Genomic DNA, 19,986 nt, shown 5'->3' with positions numbered 1-19,986 from the left:
GGGCGAGCGCGACGTCGAAACATGCCGATTCCTGTTTGAAGGCGATCGTATCGACGGCGGTTATTCGGTCTGTGTAATTTTGTGTAATGAAATTGAATTGATGCAGAAATGATCGCTTTTGTATGAGTAATCAAGCGAGAGAGAGGTGGTCAAAGCCTTGCGGGGCGGGGATTTGGTGGTGTGGATTTTCATTTCTCCGATAAGAGACGGAAATTGGCTTCTTATCGGCGAATTGGAATTGATTGGAGTGGGATGGGGCGCCGGTCGGGATTTGTCTTGATTTTCCGGCTGTTAATTCATTAACGGCGGACAGGATGGATTGTTGAGGGAGTGCTTGCGATTCTGTCGCCGCGATCCTGCGGCGGACGCCCGCTGAGCGCCAAAAAGCCGCGTCATTCGAGCGGGGCGCGAGGCTGCCGCGAGACGGCTTCCAACTGCGGCACGCAGGTTCGTTTTGATCGATCGGATGCATGGGCTATGGGCAGACGGACCCGCGCGACACGAGCGCCCGCCCGGGCCCGGTGGCACCTGTCGGCGACGAATTCGGCCGGAACCCGATCGTGTGAAGTAAACTACGCGGTTACGACGCACAGACCCGCCGAAAGCGTCGCGTTCCGCGCGACGCTTTTGCATTTCTGCAGCGCTTTATTGACGCTTCCAACCGCGAATCCGAGCCGCGCCCGTGCGCGGCGATAGAGCCAACGATGTCCCGAATTTCCTTGTTTCCGCGCCAGTCCCGTCTGTCGCGCGCCGTGCGTGGCGCGCTGGCGATCCTGGCGCTCGGCGCCGCCGCATCGGCGTGGGCAGTCGGCACCGGCGACCTGCCGGCATCCGCCGTCGGCGGCGCCGCACCGCTTACCGTGACGGTCCAGCCGGGCCAGTCGCTGAACGACATCGCGAAAGCGGCCACGCAATCGCACGATCCGGCCGTGCTCGCGCGCGCCGGTCGCGCGCTGTTCGACGCCAATCCGCAGGCGTTCATGAAGCGCGACGCGAGCCGTTTGAAAGTCGGCGCGACACTGACGGTGCCCGCGCTCGATGCGACCGGCGCGGCGCTCGCGCCGGCCGGCGCATCCGCCGCGTCCGCTGCATCTGGCCCGACGGCCGCTTCCGCGCCCGCCGCCGCATCGGGTGGGGCAGCGATCGCGCAGCACGGCGCATCCGCGCCGCAGCCCGGTTCGGCCGCGCAACCCGCGCCGGTGGCGCCGGCCCTGCATGCCGCTCCGGTGAGCGGCGCGAGTGCCGCGACGGCGACGGCGGCGGGCGCATCCGCTTCGAGCGTTGCTTCGGCGCCGATCGGTGCGTCGGCCGCGCATGGCGCATCGGCTGTCGACGGCACGCAGCCGGCGGCGCCCACGGGCGGTGCGAGCGGCCCGCATGTATGGAGCGGTGCGATCCAGTCGGCGCCGTCCTCCGCGAGCGAGGCGACGGGGCAGTCGGTGCCGGGCAACCCGGTTGCCGGCATGCGCGAGCCGGCCGGCGCGGCACCCGCCGTCGGTGCGTCGCAGCCGCGGCCGTCGAGCCTGCAGCAATTGCTCGCGTTGAAGAACCGCGTGCTGATGGAGTTGCAGAAGCACGGCATCGGCAAGCCGGCGACGACGACCGGCGTCGCGCCTGCTCCGGCGCCTGCCGCGCCGCGTGCGGCTGCGAATGACGCGGGTGCATCGGCCGCTGCATCGACGGCGGACGAAGCCGCGCCGGGTGTGGCAGCCAGTGCGCCGCAACCGGCATCGGCTTCCGTGCAACCGGTCGCACCCGTCGCGACCTCGGCACGTCGTACCGAGCAGATGGACTGGCGCCCGGCCGCGGCGGCCGGCGCTGCCGTTATCGTGCTCGCGGCCGGCTTCGCATCGCGCAAACGCCGGAAGGGTCGGCGCGCGGACGAGGCGGGTGCCGCTGCGACCGCGGCCGCAGCAGGTGGCGCCGCGGCTGCGGAGGCGGAAGCCGCGCCGTCCGTCGAACGCGAACTGCCGATCACGCCCGAGATGCCGATCGCACGCGATGCCGCGTCCGACATGAATCTCGCCGCGGCGACGATCGAGCCGCCCGCGGCGGATACGTCGCCTGCGCTTGTAGTGACGGCGCCGCACGACGAGTCGCCGGAATTGCCGCCTGCTGACGCTGCCGTGTCGCCGGCGAACGACGCGATTCCGGGTTCGGCTGAGGCTCCGCACGACGCAGAACCCGTGGAAGAAGCCACTGCCGCCGACAAGCCGGCCGAGTCGACCAAGCTGGCCGAGCCGTCCGAGCCGTCCGCCGCATCCGTCGCCCCTTCGAGCGCCGAAGCCCAGCACGCGACACTGATGCAGAACGCGATCAGCGCGCTCAACAGTCTCGACATGCCGTTGCCGCCGCGGACGGCGGAGGAGCCGTCGACGACGGGGGAACCGCCCGCGCAGGCACCGCAGCCCGACGCCGATAAAATTGCAACTAACGGTCAAGCCGCGCAGCACCCGCCGATGGGTTCGGCTGAAACGACACCGGAACATCCGGCCGACCAGGAAGACGAGCTCGACTGGGATCCGGACGCGGTGACGTCTGCCGGCCAGGCGGGCAGCCCAGCTACGCCGTCGTCGTTGCCGCCGCTCGGCGGTGCGCAGTTCGGCGCGCTGAAGCTCGACTTCGATCTCGACCTGCCGTCCACGCCGGGCGCCGCGCTGCCTGCGCTTACCGCGGACGAGCTTGCGCGCATCGCCCGCAACAAGCTCGACCTCGCGGCCGAATACGTCGAACTGGGCGACCTGTCCGGCGCGCGGACGCTGCTGCAGGAAGTGGTCGACGCGAACGACGCCGTGACGCGCGACGATGCCCGCGCGCTGCTCGCGAAACTGGCGGACGAGGCGTGATGCGGATCGCGCTGGGCATCCAGTACGACGGCGCGGCGTTCTGCGGCTGGCAGGCGCAGCCGCACGGCAAGACCGTGCAGGACCGGCTCGAACATGCGCTGGCCGAGTTCGCGCGGGTGCCGCTGCACACGACGGTGGCCGGGCGGACCGATACCGGCGTGCACGGGCTCGGGCAGGTCGTGCATTTCGACACGGACCTCGATCGCGAGGTGTTTTCGTGGGTGCGCGGCACCAACGCGTTCCTGCCGCCGACCGTGTCGGTGCAATGGGCGAAGCCGATGCCGGACACGTTCCATGCGCGCTTCTCGGCGTTCGAGCGCACCTACTACTACGCGCTGTACGTGCACCCGGTGCGTTCGCCGATGCTGGCCGGGCGCGCGGGCTGGATCCACACGCCGCTCGACGACGACGCGATGCGCGCCGCCGCCGCGCACCTGATCGGCGAGCACGATTTTTCGTCGTTCCGGTCGTCGGAATGCCAGTCGAAGACGCCGGTCAAACACCTGTATCAGATCGACGTGCGGCGCGAGGGGCATTTCATCCATTTCCGCTTCCGCGCGAACGCGTTCCTGCATCACATGGTGCGCAACCTGATGGGCTGCCTCGTCGCGGTCGGGCGCGGCCGCTATCCGGCCGACTGGCTCGCCGACGTGCTGGCCGGCCGGGACCGCAACCTCGCGGCCCCGACGTTCATGGCCGACGGGCTGTATCTCGCCCACGTCGGCTACCCGGCGGAATTCGCCGTCCCGCCCGCGCAGCTCGGCAGCGTGCCGTGGAGCAGCGTCTGGGCCGATCTGGACCCACAAACATGACGGAGCACGCCGTGTCTTCTTCGACTTCCGCCGCGGCCGGCCAGCCGCCGCGCACGCGCATCAAGCTGTGCGGGCTGTCGCGCCCCGAGGACGTGCTGCACGCGGCGGCGCTCGGTGCCGATGCGATCGGCCTCGTGTTCTACCCGAAGAGCCCGCGCGCGGTGACGATCGCGCAGGCGGCCGAGCTGGCGAGCCTCGCGCCGCCGTTCGTGTCGGTGGTCGGGCTGTTCGTGAATGCGACCGAAGCCGAGATCGAAGCCGTCGTGCGCGACGTGCCGCTCACGATGCTGCAGCTCCACGGCGACGAGACGCCGCAGCAGTGCGATGCGCTCGGCCGCGCGGCCCGCCTGCCGTGGTTGCGCGCGGTGCGCGTCGGCCCCTCGACGCAGCGTGCCGATTTGGTAGAATCGGCTCTTCATTATTCGAAAGCGCGCGGCCTCCTGTTCGACACTTTGGTGCCGGATTACGGCGGTAGCGGCAAGGTCTTCGATTGGTCTCTTATTCCCGCAGAGCTCGCGCGTCGGGCCGTTTTGAGTGGTGGCTTGAACGCGCAAAACGTCGGTGATGCGATCCGCCAGTTGCGTCCGTTTGCTGTCGATGTCTCGAGTGGCATCGAAGTGGAGGGCGCGAAGGGCGTGAAGGATCACGCCCGGATGGCGGCGTTCGTACGCGCGGTGCGCGAGGCGGACGCCGGGTGATGCAAGCCGGTGCGGCCCCAAAAGCGGGCGCACCGACCGATCGAGAGAGACACCATGTACAACCTTCCTGATGATCGCGGCCACTTCGGCCCGTATGGCGGCGTGTTCGTCGCCGAGACGCTGATTCACGCGCTGGACGAACTGCGCGCGGCGTATGAAAAGTTCCAGAACGATCCCGACTTCGTCGCCGAATTCGAGCGCGAGCTGAAGTACTTCGTCGGCCGCCCGTCGCCGATCTATCACGCGCAGCGCTGGAGCGAGATGCTCGGCGGCGCGCAGATCTACCTGAAGCGCGAAGACCTGAACCACACGGGCGCGCACAAGATCAACAACGTGATCGGCCAGGCGCTGCTCGCGAAGCGCATGGGCAAGAAGCGCGTGATCGCGGAAACGGGCGCCGGCCAGCACGGCGTCGCGACCGCGACGATCTGCGCGCGCTTCGGGATGGAGTGCGTCGTCTACATGGGCTCGGAGGACGTGCGCCGGCAGGCCGCGAACGTCTACCGGATGAAGCTGCTCGGCGCGACGGTCGTGCCGGTCGAATCGGGTTCGCGCACGCTGAAGGACGCGCTGAACGAGGCGATGCGCGACTGGGTCACGAACATCGAAAGCACGTTCTACATCATCGGCACGGTCGCGGGCCCGCACCCGTACCCGATGATGGTGCGCGACTTCCAGCGCGTGATCGGCGACGAATGCAAGGTGCAGATGCCCGAGCTCGCCGGCCGGCAGCCGGACGCGGTGATCGCGTGCGTCGGCGGCGGGTCGAACGCGATGGGCATCTTCTATCCGTACATCGACGACGAATCGGTGCAGCTGATCGGCGTCGAAGCGGCCGGCGACGGCCTCGACACGGGCCATCACGCGGCATCGCTGATCGCGGGCAGCCCGGGCGTGCTGCACGGCAACCGCACGTACCTGCTGCAGGACGACAACGGCCAGATCATCGAGACGCATTCGGTGTCGGCGGGCCTCGACTATCCGGGCGTCGGCCCCGAGCACGCATGGCTGAAGGACAGCGGCCGCGCGCAGTACGTGCCGATCACCGACGCGGAAGCGTTGAAGGCGTTCCACGACTGCTGCCGGATCGAGGGGATCATCCCCGCGCTCGAGTCGAGCCACGCGATCGCGTATGGCGTGAAGCTCGCGCCGACGTTGCCGAAGGACAAGCTCCTGCTCGTCAACCTGTCGGGTCGCGGCGACAAGGACATGCACACGGTCGCCGAGCGATCGGGCATCGAGCTCTGACCCCGACCGATGCGTGACCTGATCGAAGAGCCGGGCGGCGGTGCCGCGAGCGAGGCGGAGGCGGTTCAGCCCGCCGCTGCCGTGCCGCGCGCGCTGCCGTCCGGTATCGAGCTGCACAACCGCGATTTCCTGACCCACGCCGCGCACTTGCCGGATGCGTCGATCGACCTGATCGTCGCCGATCCGCCGTACGGGCTCGGCAAGGACTACGGCAACGATTCGGACAAGCGTTCGGGCGACGATTTCCTCGCATGGACGCGCGCGTGGCTCGAGCTCGCGATTCCGAAGCTGAAGCCGAGCGGGTCGATGTATATCTTCTGCACGTGGCAGTACGCGCCGGAAATCTTCAGTTTCCTGAAGACGCAGCTCACGATGGTCAACGAGATCATCTGGGACCGGCGCGTGCCGAGCATGGGCGGCACGACGCGCCGTTTCACGTCGGTGCACGACAACATCGGCTTTTTCGCGGTTTCGAAGGCGTATTACTTCGATCTCGATCCGGTCCGCATCCCGTACGACGCCGATACGAAGAAGGCCCGCTCGCGCAAGCTGTTCGAAGGCAGCAAGTGGCTGGAGATGGGCTACAACCCGAAGGACGTCTGGTCGGTCTCGCGCCTGCATCGGCAGCACGCGGAGCGCGTCGATCATCCGACCCAGAAGCCGCTGGAAATCATCGAACGGATGGTGCTCGCGAGCTGCCCGCCGGGCGGCCGCGTGCTCGATCCGTTCATGGGGAGCGGCACGACCGCGGTGGCCTGCGCACGGCAGGGGCGCGACTTCGTCGGCTACGAGATCAACGAAAGCTATTGTGCGATCGCGCACGAGCGCGTGAGCGCGCTCGCCGCGCCGGCGTGCGCGTGAATCGCGCCGCCGCATCGCCGAATGCTGCTTTGCATGGGACCGGAGTAAGCGCTAAAGCGCTAACTCCGGATCGACATAGGAAAAATTGCCATGAATCGTATTCAGCAGACCTTCGCCGCGCTCGCCGAACAAGGCCGTAAGGGCCTGATCCCGTTCATCACGGCCGGCGACCCCGATCCCGCGAAAACCGTCGAATTCATGCATGCGCTCGCCGCAGGCGGCGCGGACGTGATCGAGCTCGGCGTGCCGTTCTCGGACCCGATGGCCGACGGCCCCGTGATCCAGCGCTCGTCGGAACGCGCGCTCGCGCGCGGCGTCACGTTGAAGAGCGTGCTCGCCGACGTGAAGCGTTTCCGCGAAACCGACGCCAAAACCCCCGTCGTGCTGATGGGCTATGCGAACCCGATCGAACGGATGGGCGTCGACGCGTTCGCGGCCGAAGCGCACGCGGCCGGCGTCGACGGCGTGCTGGTGGTCGACTATCCGCCGGAAGAGGCGGGCGTGTTCGCGGAAAAAATGCGGGCCGCGCAGATCGATCCGATCTTCCTGCTCGCGCCCACGTCGACCGATGAACGCATCGCCGACGTCGGCAAGATCGCGAGCGGCTACGTGTATTACGTGTCGCTGAAGGGCGTGACCGGCGCCGGAAATCTGGATGTTTCGAGCATTGCGGGTAAAATCCCGGCCATCAAGTCGCGCGTGCCGGTTCCGGTGGGCGTCGGCTTCGGTATCCGCGACGCCGAAACGGCGCGCGCGGTGGCCGAAGTGTCGGACGCCGTCGTGATCGGCAGCCGCCTCGTGCAGCTGCTCGAGAGCGCCGCGCCGGAAGGTGCCGCCGCCGCGCTGAAGTCGTTCATCGCCGAGTTGCGCGCCGCGCTGGACGGCGCCGGCAACACGGCGCGATAAACACAACACAGGAAGCGGGAACGGGCCGGTCGGCCCGCCCCGCCACGGAACAGGAAACCATACGATGAGCTGGCTCGACAAACTGTTGCCGCCGAAGATCAAGCAGACCGACCCGAAAAGCCGCAAGGGCATTCCGGAAGGCCTGTGGGTCAAGTGCCCGTCCTGCGAGGCCGTTCTCTATCGCAACGACGTGGACGCGAACCTGCACGTGTGCCCGAAGTGCGATCACCACATGCGCATCGGCGCGCGCGAGCGCCTCGACGGGCTGCTCGATCCGGAAGGCCGCTATGAAATCGGCCAGGAAATCGTGCCGGTCGACTCGCTGAAGTTCAAGGACAGCCGCAAGTACCCCGATCGTCTGAAGGAAGCGATGGACGAAACCGGCGAAACCGACGCGATGGTCGTGATGGGCGGCGCGATCCACACGCTGCCCGTCGTCGCGGCGTGCTTCGAGTTCTCGTTCATGGGCGGCTCGATGGGTTCGGTCGTCGGCGAGCGCTTCGCGCGCGGCGCGCAGAACGCGCTGGAGCAGCACGTGCCGTTCATCTGCTTCACGGCGTCGGGCGGCGCACGGATGCAGGAAAGCCTGCTGTCGCTGATGCAGATGGCCAAGACCACCGCGATGCTGACCAAGCTGGCCGAAGCGAAGCTGCCGTTCATCTCGGTGCTGACCGACCCGACGATGGGTGGCGTGTCGGCGAGCTTCGCGTTCCTCGGCGACGTCGTGATCGCCGAGCCGAAGGCGCTGATCGGCTTCGCCGGCCCGCGCGTGATCGAGCAGACGGTCCGCGAGAAGCTGCCGGAAGGCTTCCAGCGTGCCGAATTCCTGCTGAAGACGGGCGCGATCGACATGATCGTCGACCGTCGCAAGATGCGCGACGAGATCGCGCAGTTGCTCGCGCTGCTGCAGCGACAGCCGGCCGACGCGCTGGCCTGACCGGCGCAACGTGGTGAACTCTGCGCGTCGCCTGGCCTCAGCGTCAGGCGGCGCGCTTCGTTTTTTGGCGTAGTGGCGGTACCGATCCAGATTTGATCCGATGAGCACTTTTCCCACTCTTGACGCGTGGCTTTCGCATCTCGAACGCGCGCACCCGGTCGGCATCGACATGGGCCTGACCCGTATCGGGCAGGTCAAGGCGGCGCTGCAGCTCGAATTCGCGTGCCCGGTGATCACCGTCGGCGGCACGAACGGCAAGGGCTCGACCTGCGCGTTCCTCGAGACGATCCTCGTGCGCGCGGGCTACAAGGTCGGCTGCCACACGTCGCCGCACCTGCTCGAATTCAACGAGCGCGCGCGCGTGAACGGGCAGAACGTGACCGACGACGAACTGCTGCCGCACTTCGAGGCCGTCGAAGCCGCGCGCACGTCGCTGGCCGAGCCGGTCTCGCTCACGTATTTCGAATTCACGACGCTCGCGATCCTGCATCTGTTCGCGTCGCGCGGGCTCGACGCGGTGATCCTCGAAGTCGGCCTCGGCGGCCGGCTCGACGCGGTGAACATCATCGATACCGATTGCGCGATCGTCACGAGCATCGACATCGACCACACCGAATACCTCGGCGACACGCGCGAGAAGATCGCGTTCGAGAAGGCCGGGATCTTCCGCGCGGGCAAGCCGGCGATCTGCGGCGATCCGGCCGCGCCGCAGACGCTGATCGATCACGCCGAAGCGATCGGCGCCGATCTGTGGCTCGTCGGCCGCGATTTCCGCTACGAGGCGCAGGCAGGCGCCGAGCGTCAGCAATGGAGCTACCTCGGCCGCGACAAGCGCTATCCGGCGCTCGCGTATCCGGCGCTGCGCGGCGCGAATCAGCTGATCAATGCGTCGGCCGCGCTCGCGGCGCTCGAGGCGCTGCGCCCGGTGCTGCCGGTGTCCGCGCAGGACATCCGGCTCGGGCTGGCGAACGTCGAGCTGCCGGGGCGCTTCCAGGTGCTGCCCGGCAAGCCGGCGATCGTGCTCGACGTCGCGCACAACCCGCATGCGGCGGCCGTGCTCGAGCAGAACCTCGGCAACATGGGCTTCTTCCCGTACACGTACGCGGTGTTCGGCGCGATGCACGACAAGGACATCGACGGCGTGCTGCGGCACCTGAAGGGCGAGATCGACCACTGGTGCGTGACCGACCTGCCGCTGCCGCGCGCGGCTTCCGCGGAGCAACTCGAAGCGGCGCTGCGCAAGGCTGGCGTGGAGGAGGGGCCCGATTCGAGCGTGACGCGCTATGCGTCGCCCGCGGAAGCGTTTCGCGATGCACTAAAAAGAGCATCCGAGAATGATAGAATCGTGGTTTTCGGCAGTTTCCATACGGTTGCCGGCGTGCTGGCCTACCGTAAATCGCAGCAACACTGACTGACGGGCAGTTTCGGACTCAGCCATTCATGGGAATTTTCTCGTTCGGCAAGAAAGACGACGACGCGCCCCCGCGGCGCGGCGGTCGCACCGGGGCCTCCCGGAACGTGCGCACGGAGCGCACTGAACGCGTCGAGCGACGCTCGCGCCGCACCGAGCGTCCGGAATCGGATGCACTGCTCCTTGATCCGACCCTTCCAGAAAAGCAACGCGCGCGCCGGCGTCTCGTCGGCGCGATCGCGCTCGTCGTGGCTGCGGTGATCGTGCTGCCGATGGTGCTCGATTCGCACCCGAAGCCGGTGACCGACGACATCGCGATCGACATCCCGAACCGGCCCGCGCACCAGTCAGTCGTGCCGCGCGACGACGACGTGTCCGACGTGCAGGCAGGTGTCGCGCACGACGAACCGCCGGCCTCCGACACGGCCGTTGCGGCCGCACCGGCGCCCGCGCCGAAGGATGCGGCCAAGCCGGTCGCGAAACCCGAACCGACCGCCACCGCGAGCGTGACGCCGCCGAAGCCGGCCGCGCCGAAGCCGGCCGCGCCGAAGCCTGCGCCCGCAACCGTCGCGAACGACGGCGCCGCGAGCCCGGACAGCGGCGACGCATCGTCGCCGGCGTCGCCGGCCGGTGCGCGCTTCGCGGTGCAGCTCGGGTCGTTCAAGGACGACGCGGCGGCCCGTTCGTGGGCGACCAAGTTGAAATCGGCGGGGGTGCCCGCATATGTCGAGCATCGCAAGCAGGCAGACGGCAGCACGGCTACACTGTTGCGTGCCGGCCCGTTCGCGGATCGCGCGGCGGCCTCCGCCGCGATCGCGAAGGTGCGCGAAGCCGGTCTGACGCAGTAAGGCCACGATGCTGACGGCTTTCGACTACGCTGTATTGGCGGTGATCGTGTTGTCGGCGCTGCGCGGTGCGTGGCGCGGCTTTGTGTCCGAGATTTTTGGGCTGATCGGCTGGATCGCGGCGATCGTGATCGCGGGCCGCTACGTCGGGCTGGTCGTGCCATACATTCCGGCGAACTGGCCGGGCGGCGCGCTGACGCAGTGGGTGATCGCCTTCGCGTTGCTCGTGATCGGCGTCGTGCTGGTCGCCGGCGTGGCGAACGCGCTGCTGTCTCGGATCGCGCAGGCGAGTGGCCTGGGCGGTGTCGACCGCTCGCTGGGCATGATGTTCGGGCTCGTCCGCGGCTGTGTGCTGGTGGTGCTGCTGGTCGCGGCGGCCGGGCTGACCGAACTGCCCAAACAGGATTTCTGGCGCAATGCGCTCTTGCGTCCTTTTGCCGAACAGGGCGTGCACGAGCTGAAGCAGCTCCTGCCCGACGGCATGGCCCAGTACGTACGCGTGTGACGACGCGGCCGGGCAGGACGGAACCGATTTTGTCATCTTGAAGGACATGCCATGTGCGGCATCGTAGGTGTTATCTCCCAATCCCCGGTCAATCAGCTGATCTATGACAGCCTGCTGCTGCTGCAGCATCGCGGTCAGGACGCGGCGGGCATCGCGACGGCGGACGGCAGCAATTTCCACATGTACAAGGCGAACGGCATGGTGCGCGACGTGTTCCGCACGCGCAACATGCGCAGCCTGCCCGGCACCTACGGCATCGGCCAGGTGCGCTATCCGACGGCCGGCTCGGCATCGAGCGAGGCCGAGGCGCAGCCGTTCTACGTGAACGCGCCGTTCGGGATCATCCTCGCGCACAACGGCAACCTGACGAACTGGATGCAACTGAAGGACGAGATGTTCCGGATCGACCGCCGGCACATCAACACCAATTCCGACAGCGAAGTGCTGCTCAACGTGTTCGCGCACGAGCTGCAACTGTCGACCACGGGCCTCGAGCTCGATCCGGCGTCGGTGTTCAAGGCGGTCTCGGGCGTGCATCGCCGCCTCGAGGGCTCGTACGCGATCGTGTCGCTGATCGCCGGCTACGGCCTGCTCGCGTTCCGCGACCCGTTCGGCATCCGGCCGCTTTGCATCGGCAAGCTCGAAACCGAACACGGCACCGAATGGATGGTCGCGTCGGAGTCGGTAGCGGTCGAAGGCATCGGTTTCGAATTCGTGCGTGACCTGGAGCCGGGCGAAGCGGTTTTCATCGACAAGGCCGGCAACTTCCACAGCCAGCAGTGCGCGGAGAACCCGACGCTGAATCCGTGCATGTTCGAATACGTGTATCTGGCCCGTCCGGATTCGTGTCTCGACGGCGTGCCGGTCTACAACGTGCGCCTGCGCATGGGCGACTATCTCGCCGAGAAGATCAAGCGCGAACTGCCGAACGTGCCGATCGACGTCGTGATGCCGATTCCCGATTCGTCGCGCCCGGCGGCGATGCAGGTCGCCGCGAAGCTCGGCGTCGAGTATCGCGAGGGCTTCTTCAAGAACCGCTACGTCGGCCGCACCTTCATCATGCCGGGGCAGGCCGTGCGCAAGAAGTCGGTGCGCCAGAAGCTCAACGCGATGAGCATCGAGTTCAAGGACAAGCATGTGCTGATCGTCGACGATTCGATCGTGCGCGGCACGACCTCGCACGAAATCGTGCAGATGGCGCGCGATGCGGGCGCGAAGTCGGTGATCTTCGCGTCGGCGGCGCCGCCCGTGAAGTTCCCGAACGTGTACGGCATCGACATGCCGACGCGCGGCGAGCTCGTCGCGCACGGCCGCACCGACGAGGAAGTCGCGAAGATCATCGGCGCCGATCATTTGATCTATCAGGACGTCGACGATCTGCGCCGCGCGGTGCGCGACATCAACCCGAAGCTCGAGAACTTCGAGGCGTCGTGCTTCGACGGCAACTACATCACCGGCGCCGTGACGCCCGAGTACCTCGATGCGATCGAGCGCGCGCGCCTCACGCCGGCGTCGCAGGCCGATCGCGACACGGCCGGCGACACCGAGCGTTCGCAGATGAACCTGCAACTGTCGGTCGAGTAACGCCGGCGCACGCTTTTGTCGAGGCGTGATAGGATGTGGCCTTGCGTCGATTTGATATCAGCTTGCGGACGCGGGGCAACTTCCCAAAACAGCTAAAGCGAAGGCCGGCGGCAGCCGGCCCGAGTCGATCGCTGTCGTACCGCACCGAAGCCCGCTGATGCCGACGCATAGCGGGCTTTTTGTTTTTGGCCTCGGCTTTGACCGGGTCCGCGCCTCGTGCACGACCGTCGGCGCGGCCATCGAATACGGAAAACGGAACATGGACGACTCCCTCAACTTCGACACGCTTGCGGTGCGCGCGGGCACGCTGCGCAGCGACTTCAACGAGCATTCGGAAGCGCTGTTCCTCACGTCGAGCTTCTGCTTCTCCAGCGCGGCCGACGCGGCCGAGCGCTTCGCGAATTCGGAAGACTACTTCACCTATTCGCGCTTCACGAACCCGACCGTCACCATGTTCCAGGAGCGTCTCGCGGCGCTCGAGGGCGGCGAGGCATGCATCGCGACGGCGTCGGGCATGGCCGCGATCATGTCGGTCGTGATGTCCGCGCTGCAGGCGGGCGACCATCTCGTCAGCTCGCGCAGCCTGTTCGGCTCGACGCTCGGGATGTTCTCGCAGATCTTCAGCAAGTTCGGGATCACGACGACCTTCGTCGACCCGACCGACCTGAACGCATGGCACGAAGCCGTGCGGCCGGAAACGAAGATGTTCTTCCTCGAGACGCCGTCGAACCCGCTGACCGAACTCGCGGACATCGAGGCGATCGGCAAGATCGCGAAGGCCGCGAACGCGCTGTTCGTCGTCGACAACTGTTTCTGCAGCCCGGTGCTGCAGCAGCCGCTGAAGCTCGGCGCGGACGTCGTGATGCACTCGGCGACGAAATTCCTCGACGGGCAAGGCCGCGTGCTTGGCGGCGCGCTGGTCGGCTCGAAGGAATTCATCATGGGCAAGGTGTTCCCGTTCGTGCGCAGCGCGGGCCCGACGCTGTCGGCGTTCAACGCGTGGGTGCTGCTGAAAGGGATGGAGACGCTGTCGCTGCGCGTCGAGAAGCAATCGGCGAACGCGCTGGAGATCGCGCGCTGGCTCGATTCGCATCCGGCGGTCGCGCGCGTGTTCTATCCGGGCCTCGAATCGCATCCGCAGCATGAGCTCGCGAAGCGTCAGCAGAAGGCGGGCGGCGCGATCGTGTCGTTCGAACTGAAGGGCGACACGCCCGAGCAGCAGCGCGCGAACGCATGGCGCGTGATCGACGGCACGAAGCTGGTGTCGATCACCGGCAACCTCGGCGACACGCGCACGACGATCACGCATCCGGCCACCACGACGCACGGCCGCATCACGCCGGAAGCGCGTGCGGCAGCGGGGATCACCGAAGGGCTGATCCGCCTGGCGGTCGGCCTCGAGCATGCGGGCGACGTTCGCAACGATCTGGCGCGCGGCCTCGACGGCTGAGGCTGAGCGATACAGCCCGTTTGTGCTCGGCATCAATGAAACGGGCCGCTCGAGAGAGCGGCCCGTTGTCGTTGCGGCGCATGCCGTCGCGCGCGTGTCGTGCCGCCGTTCAGCCGGCGGCGTGCGCGGACGGTGCGGCACGCATCGCGTCCACCATCCAGCGCAGCGTTTCGTCGAGCGGCGTGACCGGCAATTCGCCCACCGCGCGCCGCAGCTTGTCGCGCGACCCGCTCAGGCTTTTCACTTCATTGTGCCGCACGAAGCGCGGATCGATCGTCACGTCGATCACGTAGCCGGCGATCCGCGACAGCATCGCCAGCACTTCCTTCAGCGAATACGCGCGTTCCGAGCACACGTTGAACGTCTCGCCGGCCGGCGCGGCTTCGACCAGCTTCAGATAGGCGGCCGTCACGTCGCGCACGTCGGAGAAGTCGCGGCTCACGTCGAGGTTGCCGAGCGAGATCCGCGGCGCGTTGCTCGCATAGTGCGCGACGAGCTTCGGCAGCAGATACGCATCGCTCTGGCCGACACCCGTGTAGTTGAACGGCCGCGCGATCACGATCGGCAGCCGGTCGGCCCAGAGCTTCGCCGCATATTCCATCGCGAGCTTGCTGACCGCGTAGTCGTTCGCCGGGGCAGGCGCGACGGTTTCGTCGAGCACGCCGGGCGTCGAGTTGCCGTAGATGTTTGCGCTGCTGGCCAGCAGCACGGCCGACGGACGGCGGTCGAGGCCGGCGAGCGCCGCCAGCAGGTTGCGCGTGCCGACGATGTTGACCGCGTAGGTCGGCGACGGCTCGTCGTCGGCGACATGGGCACGCGCGGCGAGATGCACGACCGCGTCGGGTCGCGCGTCGGCCGCGGCCGCGCGCATCGCATCCGCGTCGAGCAGGTCGACGGGCAGCAGCGTGCACTGTGCGAACGCCGGATCGGCGGGGCGCGGCGTACCGGGCGCGACCGTGCCCCAGACGTCATAGCCGGCCGCCTGCAGGCGTTCGGCCATGTAGCGACCGGTGAAGCCCGTCAGGCCCGTGACGAACGCACGGCGCGACGGACGCCCGGTTTCAGAACGTGTCATGGTGTTGGTTCCGCGTCAAATCCGCTTCGACCATCATCTGACATAGTTGTTCGAGCGTCGTCTTGGGCGCCCAGCCCAGTTTGCTTTTCGCCTTGTCCGCGCAGCCGATCAGCAGGTCGACTTCGGCAGGCCGGTAGAACTTCGGGTTCACTTCGACGAGCACGTTGCCGGTCGATGCGTCGAGGCCGCGTTCCTGCTCGCCCTTGCCGGTCCATTCGAGCTGGTAGCCGGCCGCCGCGAACGCCATCCGCACGAAGTCGCGCACGGTTTCGGTGCGGTTGGTCGCCAGCACGTAGGTGTCGGGTTCGTCGGCCTGCAGCATCCGCCACATGCCTTCGACGTATTCGAGCGCGAAGCCCCAGTCGCGCTTCGCGTCGAGATTGCCGAGCTCGAGCTTGGTCGCCTTGCCCAGCTTGATCTTCGCGATCGTGTCGGTGATCTTGCGCGTGACGAATTCGCGGCCGCGCAGCGGCGATTCGTGGTTGAACAGGATGCCGCTGCTGCCGAACAGGCCATACGATTCGCGGTAGTTCACGGTCATCCAGTGCGCGTACAGCTTCGCGACGCCGTACGGGCTGCGCGGATAGAACGCGGTGGTTTCCGTTTGCGGGATCGCCTGCACCTTGCCGAACATCTCTGACGTCGACGCCTGGTAGAAGCGCGTCTTCGGGCTCACGACGCGAATCGCCTCGAGCAGGTTCAGCGGGCCGATGCCGGTCACTTCGGCGGTCGTCGCCGGCTGGTCGAACGACACGCCGACGAAGCTTTGCGCGGCCAGGTTGTACAGCTCGTCCGGCTGCGTGCGTTCGAGCAGGCGCAGGCTGGAGCCCGCGTCGGTCAGATCGTGTTCGACGAGCGTCAGGTTCGGGTGCGTGTCGACACCCAGCTCGGCGATGCGCCAGAAATTCACCGAGCTGGTGCGGCGGTAGGTGCCGGTGACCTCGTAGCCCTTGTCGAGCAGCAGTTTGGTCAGGTACGCACCGTCTTGCCCCGAAATCCCGGTGATGATGGCCTTTTTACGCGTTTGGCTCATGGCGTTGTCCTGGTAGAAGCAATGGATGATGAAAGTCAGGCGGTCGTGCCGGCGGCGGCCGGCACCGCGCGGCGCGCAGGCCCGCGCGTCAGGCGCCGTTCGAAGCCGTACCAGCTCAGGGTCGCGTACGCGAGCGTGATCGCCAGCGCGAGCGCGGCCGTGACGAAGCGGTTCAGGTGCAGCGGCCACAGCGCGTACAGCACGCTCAGGTGGATCAGGTAGACGGTGTAGCTGACGGTGCCGACGTAGACGAGCATCGGGTTCGTCAGCACGCGCTGCACGAGGCCGCGGCCGCGCAGTGCGATCACGACGATCGACGTGCACAGCAGCAGCGAGATGCTGTAGAGCGCCGCGTTCGACAGCGGCGTGTTCGCGGCGCGAAAGCGCGGGAACGACAGGTGCAGCCAGCCGAGGATCGCGAGCGACACGAGCGCGCCGACGATCGCGAGCGGATAGAACGGCTCCAGCGCGCGCCGGTCGCGGCGCAGCACGATCGCGAGCAACGCGCCGGCCGCGAGCAGGTCCATCCGGAACGGCGTCAGGTAGTAGATCGGCCAGAACGAATCGAACCACGGCGTCGCGATCGCGCGCAGCACCGGCGCCGCGACGATCAGCGCGGCGGCGACCCACAGCAGCGCGCGCTCCGAGCACCACAGCACGACGAACGGCCAGAAGATGTAGAACTGCTCCTCGACCGCGAGCGACCACAGCACGTTCAGGCTGTCATGGCCGATGCTGCCGAGCGACAGCCCGATATTGGTCGAGAAGAACGCGAACCATGGCCAGTGCGGCAGCCAGCTCGCGCCGAACAGCAGCGTCGACACCACCAGCAGCAGCACGTACGGCGGCAGGATGCGGCGTACGCGGCGCGCGTAGAAGTGGCTGAAGTACGACTGCCCGCGCGCCTTGCGATCGAGCAGGATGCCGGTGATCAGCAGGCCGCTCAGCACGAAGAACAGGTCGACGCCCATCCACAGCGGCGCCTTCAGCGCGTGTTGCAGGAAGACGGCGCCCACCGCGATCGCGCGCAGCCCGTCCAGCTGCACGATGCGGCCGTGTTGCGGCGGGGCGAGGTCGGCGGGGCGCGACAGGGCCGTCATCGCGCGGCTCCTTCACGACCCGCATCCGATGCGTGTACGTATTGCATGCCTTTAAATGGAATATGGAATCGCAATCGATTCTAGGGAAAAGAAATCGGTAAAAAAACGCGCGCCATTTATCTGACGACAACCAGGCTAATGCCGATTATTACGATCGCGCGATGAAAGGTTGGCTCGCGGACGGGCGCGCCGGGCGGCGCGGAGCGGAATTTTCTACGTGGTGACGCGGAGAGAGCGGTCGTTATTGCCGTTTTTCGCGGTCATTTACTCGCTGTTCCGGTTCGATATTTCAGGCAGAAACATCCCTAAATATTTCCAAATTTCTTGTGATTATTTTTGCTTGTAACCTGCATCGCGACGTTTGAAACCCATTTAGCGACAGCGCGCCGCCGCGGGCGATCCGAGGCGGCGCCGGTCGCTGTTGCATCGAGTCTGGAGAAGCGCATTGCGACGTCTGATTCTGGTTGGCATGACGGTATGCGCGGCACTGCTGACGAGCGCCGTGCCGGCCGAAACGGTGTTGCCCGCGACGACGTCGTGGATCGGCAACACGTTCGGCTATGGCGACGGCACGTGGACGCAGATCGATATTCGCTCGATCGCGGTGACGCCGGAGGGCAAGGTGTATACGAATGCGCCGTGGGACGAGAGCGGCGCCGAGGCGAGCGTCTACCAGGACGGGAAGATGCTCGGCTTCGCGGGCGGCACGCACGGCTGGGGCAACCTCGGCGGCAGCGCGATCGCGGTGAACAGCAAGTACGCGTATGTCGCGATCGGCGTCGGCAACGAGCGCGGCCATCTGCAGTCGCCCGGCATCTGGCCGGACAAGGGCAAGCAATGGTTCGGCATCTCGCGGCGCACGATCGGCGACATGAAGCAGCCCGCGCCGTTTCGCGCGGCGCCGCAGGTCGCGCCGGGCGGGCGCGCCGATACCGGCCGCGCGCGGATGGCCGCGAGCTTCATGATGATGAACGAGGTGTCGGCGCCCGCGCGCTCGGAAGTCGGTGAGGCGAAGGCGGAAGTGGGCGGCCTCGCGGCTGACGACAAGACGCTGTTCGCGACCAATCCGTCGCGCGACGTGGTGGATGTCTACGACGCGGAAACGATGCAGCAGAAGGGCACGTGGAGCGCGCACGAGCCGGGCCGCATCGCGTTGGCGGGCGACGGCACGCTGTGGCTGCTGACCGATACGCTCGGCGGCCCCGCGCATCTCGTGCACGTGCGGGCCGACGGCCGCAAGATCGACGACGCGCCGGCGCTGCCGGAAGGCACCGACGCGGTGGACGTGGCGGTCGACGCGAAAGGGCGCGTGCTCGTCGCGGACAACGGGCCGCGCCAGCAGATCCTGATCTTCTCGAAAGGCGGCAAGGGCTATGCGCCGTCGGGCACGCTCGGCGAGCGCGGCGGCATCTTCGCGGGCCCGGTGCCGGGCCGGCCCGGGCCGCAGCGCTTCAACGGGCTGACGGGCGTCGGCGTCGACCGCGCGGGCAACATCTATGTGTCGATGAACGGGATCGGGCCGCGCCACGACACGATCGGCGCGGGGCTCGGCGCGGTGCTGGAAAGCTACACGCCGGACGGCAAGCTGCGCTGGCAGGTGCAGGGGCTGCTGTTCGTCGACGGCGCGTGGCTGGACCCCGCGCGGCCGAACAGCGTGTACACGGGCAACAAGCGCTTCGAGCTCGACCTGTCGAAGCCGCCGGGCCAGGACTGGAAATACGTCGGCTTCCTGTCGAACCGCTTCAAGTATCCGGACGACCCGGTGTTCCACACGGACCAGTATCCGGGCATGCCGATCGCGCGGCGCGTCGACGGCCGCACGTTCCTGTACCTGACCGACATGTACGCCGATCACCTGAAGATCTACCGCTTCGACGCGAAGCGCGACGGCGAGGTCGCGATTCCGTCGGGCCTGATCGCGGGGCGCGCGCGGCCGGTCGACAAGGTGCCGAACAAGCCGCCGGGCGGCGACTGGCTATGGCGCGACGCGAACGGCAACGGCCGGATCGATGCCGACGAGTCCGAGATCAACACGACGGGCAAGGCAAAGGCGGGCGGCTGGGGCTGGTGGGTCGACACGAAGGGCGACATCTGGCGCACGAGCGACGTGCGAGGGATTCATCGCTTCGGCTATGGCGGCGTCGACAAGGCCGGCAACCCGATCTATTCGTACGACAAGGTCGCGACCTACCCGATGCCGCAGCCGTTCACGCAGCTGCGCCGCGCGATCTACGAACCGCAGACGGACACGCTGTACGTGACGGGCTACACGGCCGACGCGCCGCCGCAGCCCGGCATCAACAAGGAAGTCGGCCGCGTGCTGGTGCGTTTCGACAAATGGTCGAGCGGCTCGCCGGTGGTGCGCTATCAGGTCGCGCTGCCGTGGCAGCTCGACGCGAAGCCGATCCTCGACCTGATCGGGATCACGGTCGAGGGCCGCTACCTCTTCACCGTGGAGCCGGTCGGCAAGATCCACGTGTACGACAAGGAAACCGGCAAGGAAGTCGGCGTGATGAGCCCGGGCGCCGAGGTCGGCAAGGCGTCGGGCTGGGTCGACGTGCCGTTCGGCATCAGCGCGTTCCGGCGCGAGAACGGCGAGTACCTGGTGTTCGTCGAGGAAGACGCGCGCGGCAAGGTGCTCATGTACCGCTGGAAACCGTAACGGGCCCCTGGGC

General features: G+C 67.3%; 16 protein-coding genes. 13 read left to right on the top strand and 3 right to left on the bottom strand.

Going from position 1 to position 19,986, the window contains the following annotated elements; all coding sequences use genetic code 11:
• Positions 1 to 704: 704 nt before the first annotated feature.
• The 12 genes from HWX76_RS02115 (at position 705) to HWX76_RS02060 (ending at position 14,103) form a co-directional block, all read left to right on the top strand.
• Positions 705 to 2,846 (top strand): FimV/HubP family polar landmark protein, encoded by a 2,142-nt coding sequence (locus tag HWX76_RS02115; RefSeq protein ID WP_176015421.1) that lies wholly within the window; start codon positions 705 to 707, stop codon positions 2,844 to 2,846.
• Positions 2,846 to 3,658: a tRNA pseudouridine(38-40) synthase TruA gene (truA, locus tag HWX76_RS02110; RefSeq protein ID WP_050011275.1), complete on the top strand. Its 813-nt coding sequence runs from the start codon at positions 2,846 to 2,848 to the stop codon at positions 3,656 to 3,658. Before HWX76_RS02115 ends, truA begins: the two co-directional genes overlap by 1 nt.
• Complete coding sequence (locus tag HWX76_RS02105; RefSeq protein ID WP_050011274.1) at positions 3,655 to 4,356, top strand: phosphoribosylanthranilate isomerase; 702 nt, start codon at positions 3,655 to 3,657, stop codon at positions 4,354 to 4,356. The genes truA and HWX76_RS02105 overlap by 4 nt, the downstream gene beginning before the upstream one ends.
• A 54-nt stretch (positions 4,357 to 4,410) precedes the next feature.
• A complete protein-coding gene (gene trpB / locus HWX76_RS02100) occupies positions 4,411 to 5,604 on the top strand; it encodes a tryptophan synthase subunit beta (RefSeq protein ID WP_050011273.1) in 1,194 nt (397 codons plus the stop codon).
• 9 nt (positions 5,605 to 5,613) lie between these two features.
• A complete protein-coding gene (locus HWX76_RS02095) occupies positions 5,614 to 6,465 on the top strand; it encodes a site-specific DNA-methyltransferase (protein WP_050011272.1) in 852 nt (283 codons plus the stop codon).
• A 90-nt stretch (positions 6,466 to 6,555) separates the two neighbouring features.
• A complete protein-coding gene (gene trpA, locus HWX76_RS02090; protein ID WP_050011271.1) occupies positions 6,556 to 7,371 on the top strand; it encodes a tryptophan synthase subunit alpha in 816 nt (271 codons plus the stop codon).
• Positions 7,372 to 7,435: 64 nt separating this feature from the next.
• Positions 7,436 to 8,308 (top strand): acetyl-CoA carboxylase, carboxyltransferase subunit beta, encoded by an 873-nt coding sequence (gene accD / locus HWX76_RS02085; protein ID WP_009691548.1) that lies wholly within the window; start codon positions 7,436 to 7,438, stop codon positions 8,306 to 8,308.
• A 100-nt stretch (positions 8,309 to 8,408) separates the two neighbouring features.
• On the top strand, positions 8,409 to 9,719 hold the full coding sequence (gene folC / locus HWX76_RS02080; protein WP_089489167.1) for a bifunctional tetrahydrofolate synthase/dihydrofolate synthase: 1,311 nt from the start codon (positions 8,409 to 8,411) through the stop codon (positions 9,717 to 9,719).
• A 29-nt stretch (positions 9,720 to 9,748) separates the two neighbouring features.
• Positions 9,749 to 10,567: an SPOR domain-containing protein gene (locus HWX76_RS02075; RefSeq protein WP_176015420.1), complete on the top strand. Its 819-nt coding sequence runs from the start codon at positions 9,749 to 9,751 to the stop codon at positions 10,565 to 10,567.
• Positions 10,568 to 10,574: 7 nt separating this feature from the next.
• Positions 10,575 to 11,069 carry a CvpA family protein gene (locus tag HWX76_RS02070; protein ID WP_027782633.1) on the top strand — a complete coding sequence of 165 codons (495 nt, stop codon included), beginning with the start codon at positions 10,575 to 10,577 and terminating at the stop codon, positions 11,067 to 11,069.
• Positions 11,070 to 11,120: 51 nt separating this feature from the next.
• On the top strand, positions 11,121 to 12,653 hold the full coding sequence (gene purF / locus HWX76_RS02065; RefSeq protein WP_050011268.1) for an amidophosphoribosyltransferase: 1,533 nt from the start codon (positions 11,121 to 11,123) through the stop codon (positions 12,651 to 12,653).
• Between the two features lie 259 nt (positions 12,654 to 12,912).
• Positions 12,913 to 14,103 carry an O-succinylhomoserine sulfhydrylase gene (locus HWX76_RS02060; protein WP_124593202.1) on the top strand — a complete coding sequence of 397 codons (1,191 nt, stop codon included), beginning with the start codon at positions 12,913 to 12,915 and terminating at the stop codon, positions 14,101 to 14,103.
• Positions 14,104 to 14,212: 109 nt separating this feature from the next.
• Here the strand turns inward: HWX76_RS02060 and HWX76_RS02055 are convergent, their stop codons facing one another.
• Genes HWX76_RS02055 through HWX76_RS02045 form a run of 3 tightly spaced genes read right to left on the bottom strand, consistent with a single transcriptional unit; the run spans position 14,213 to position 17,311 of the window.
• Positions 14,213 to 15,178, bottom strand: coding sequence for an NAD-dependent epimerase/dehydratase family protein (locus HWX76_RS02055; protein WP_124554019.1), 966 nt, complete (start codon positions 15,176 to 15,178; stop codon positions 14,213 to 14,215).
• Positions 15,165 to 16,211 (bottom strand): GDP-mannose 4,6-dehydratase, encoded by a 1,047-nt coding sequence (gene gmd / locus HWX76_RS02050; RefSeq protein ID WP_050011265.1) that lies wholly within the window; start codon positions 16,209 to 16,211, stop codon positions 15,165 to 15,167. The genes HWX76_RS02055 and gmd overlap by 14 nt, the downstream gene beginning before the upstream one ends.
• A gap of 35 nt (positions 16,212 to 16,246) precedes the next feature.
• The gene (locus tag HWX76_RS02045; protein WP_050011264.1) at positions 16,247 to 17,311 is read right to left on the bottom strand and encodes an acyltransferase; all 1,065 of its coding nucleotides are present in this window, start codon (positions 17,309 to 17,311) and stop codon (positions 16,247 to 16,249) included.
• 445 nt (positions 17,312 to 17,756) lie between these two features.
• On the opposite strand from HWX76_RS02045, the gene HWX76_RS02040 reads away from it, so the two are divergent.
• Positions 17,757 to 19,973 (top strand): hypothetical protein, encoded by a 2,217-nt coding sequence (locus HWX76_RS02040; RefSeq protein WP_176015419.1) that lies wholly within the window; start codon positions 17,757 to 17,759, stop codon positions 19,971 to 19,973.
• The last annotated feature ends 13 nt before the right edge of the window (positions 19,974 to 19,986 follow it).

It is taken from the genome of Burkholderia sp. BCC0398, assembly GCF_902833245.1.
In the GTDB taxonomy this organism is placed as follows: Bacteria; Pseudomonadota; Gammaproteobacteria; order Burkholderiales; family Burkholderiaceae; genus Burkholderia; species Burkholderia sola.
The sequence above is the reverse complement of the archived record's forward strand: the minus strand, read 5'-3'. Positions and strand labels throughout refer to the sequence as shown.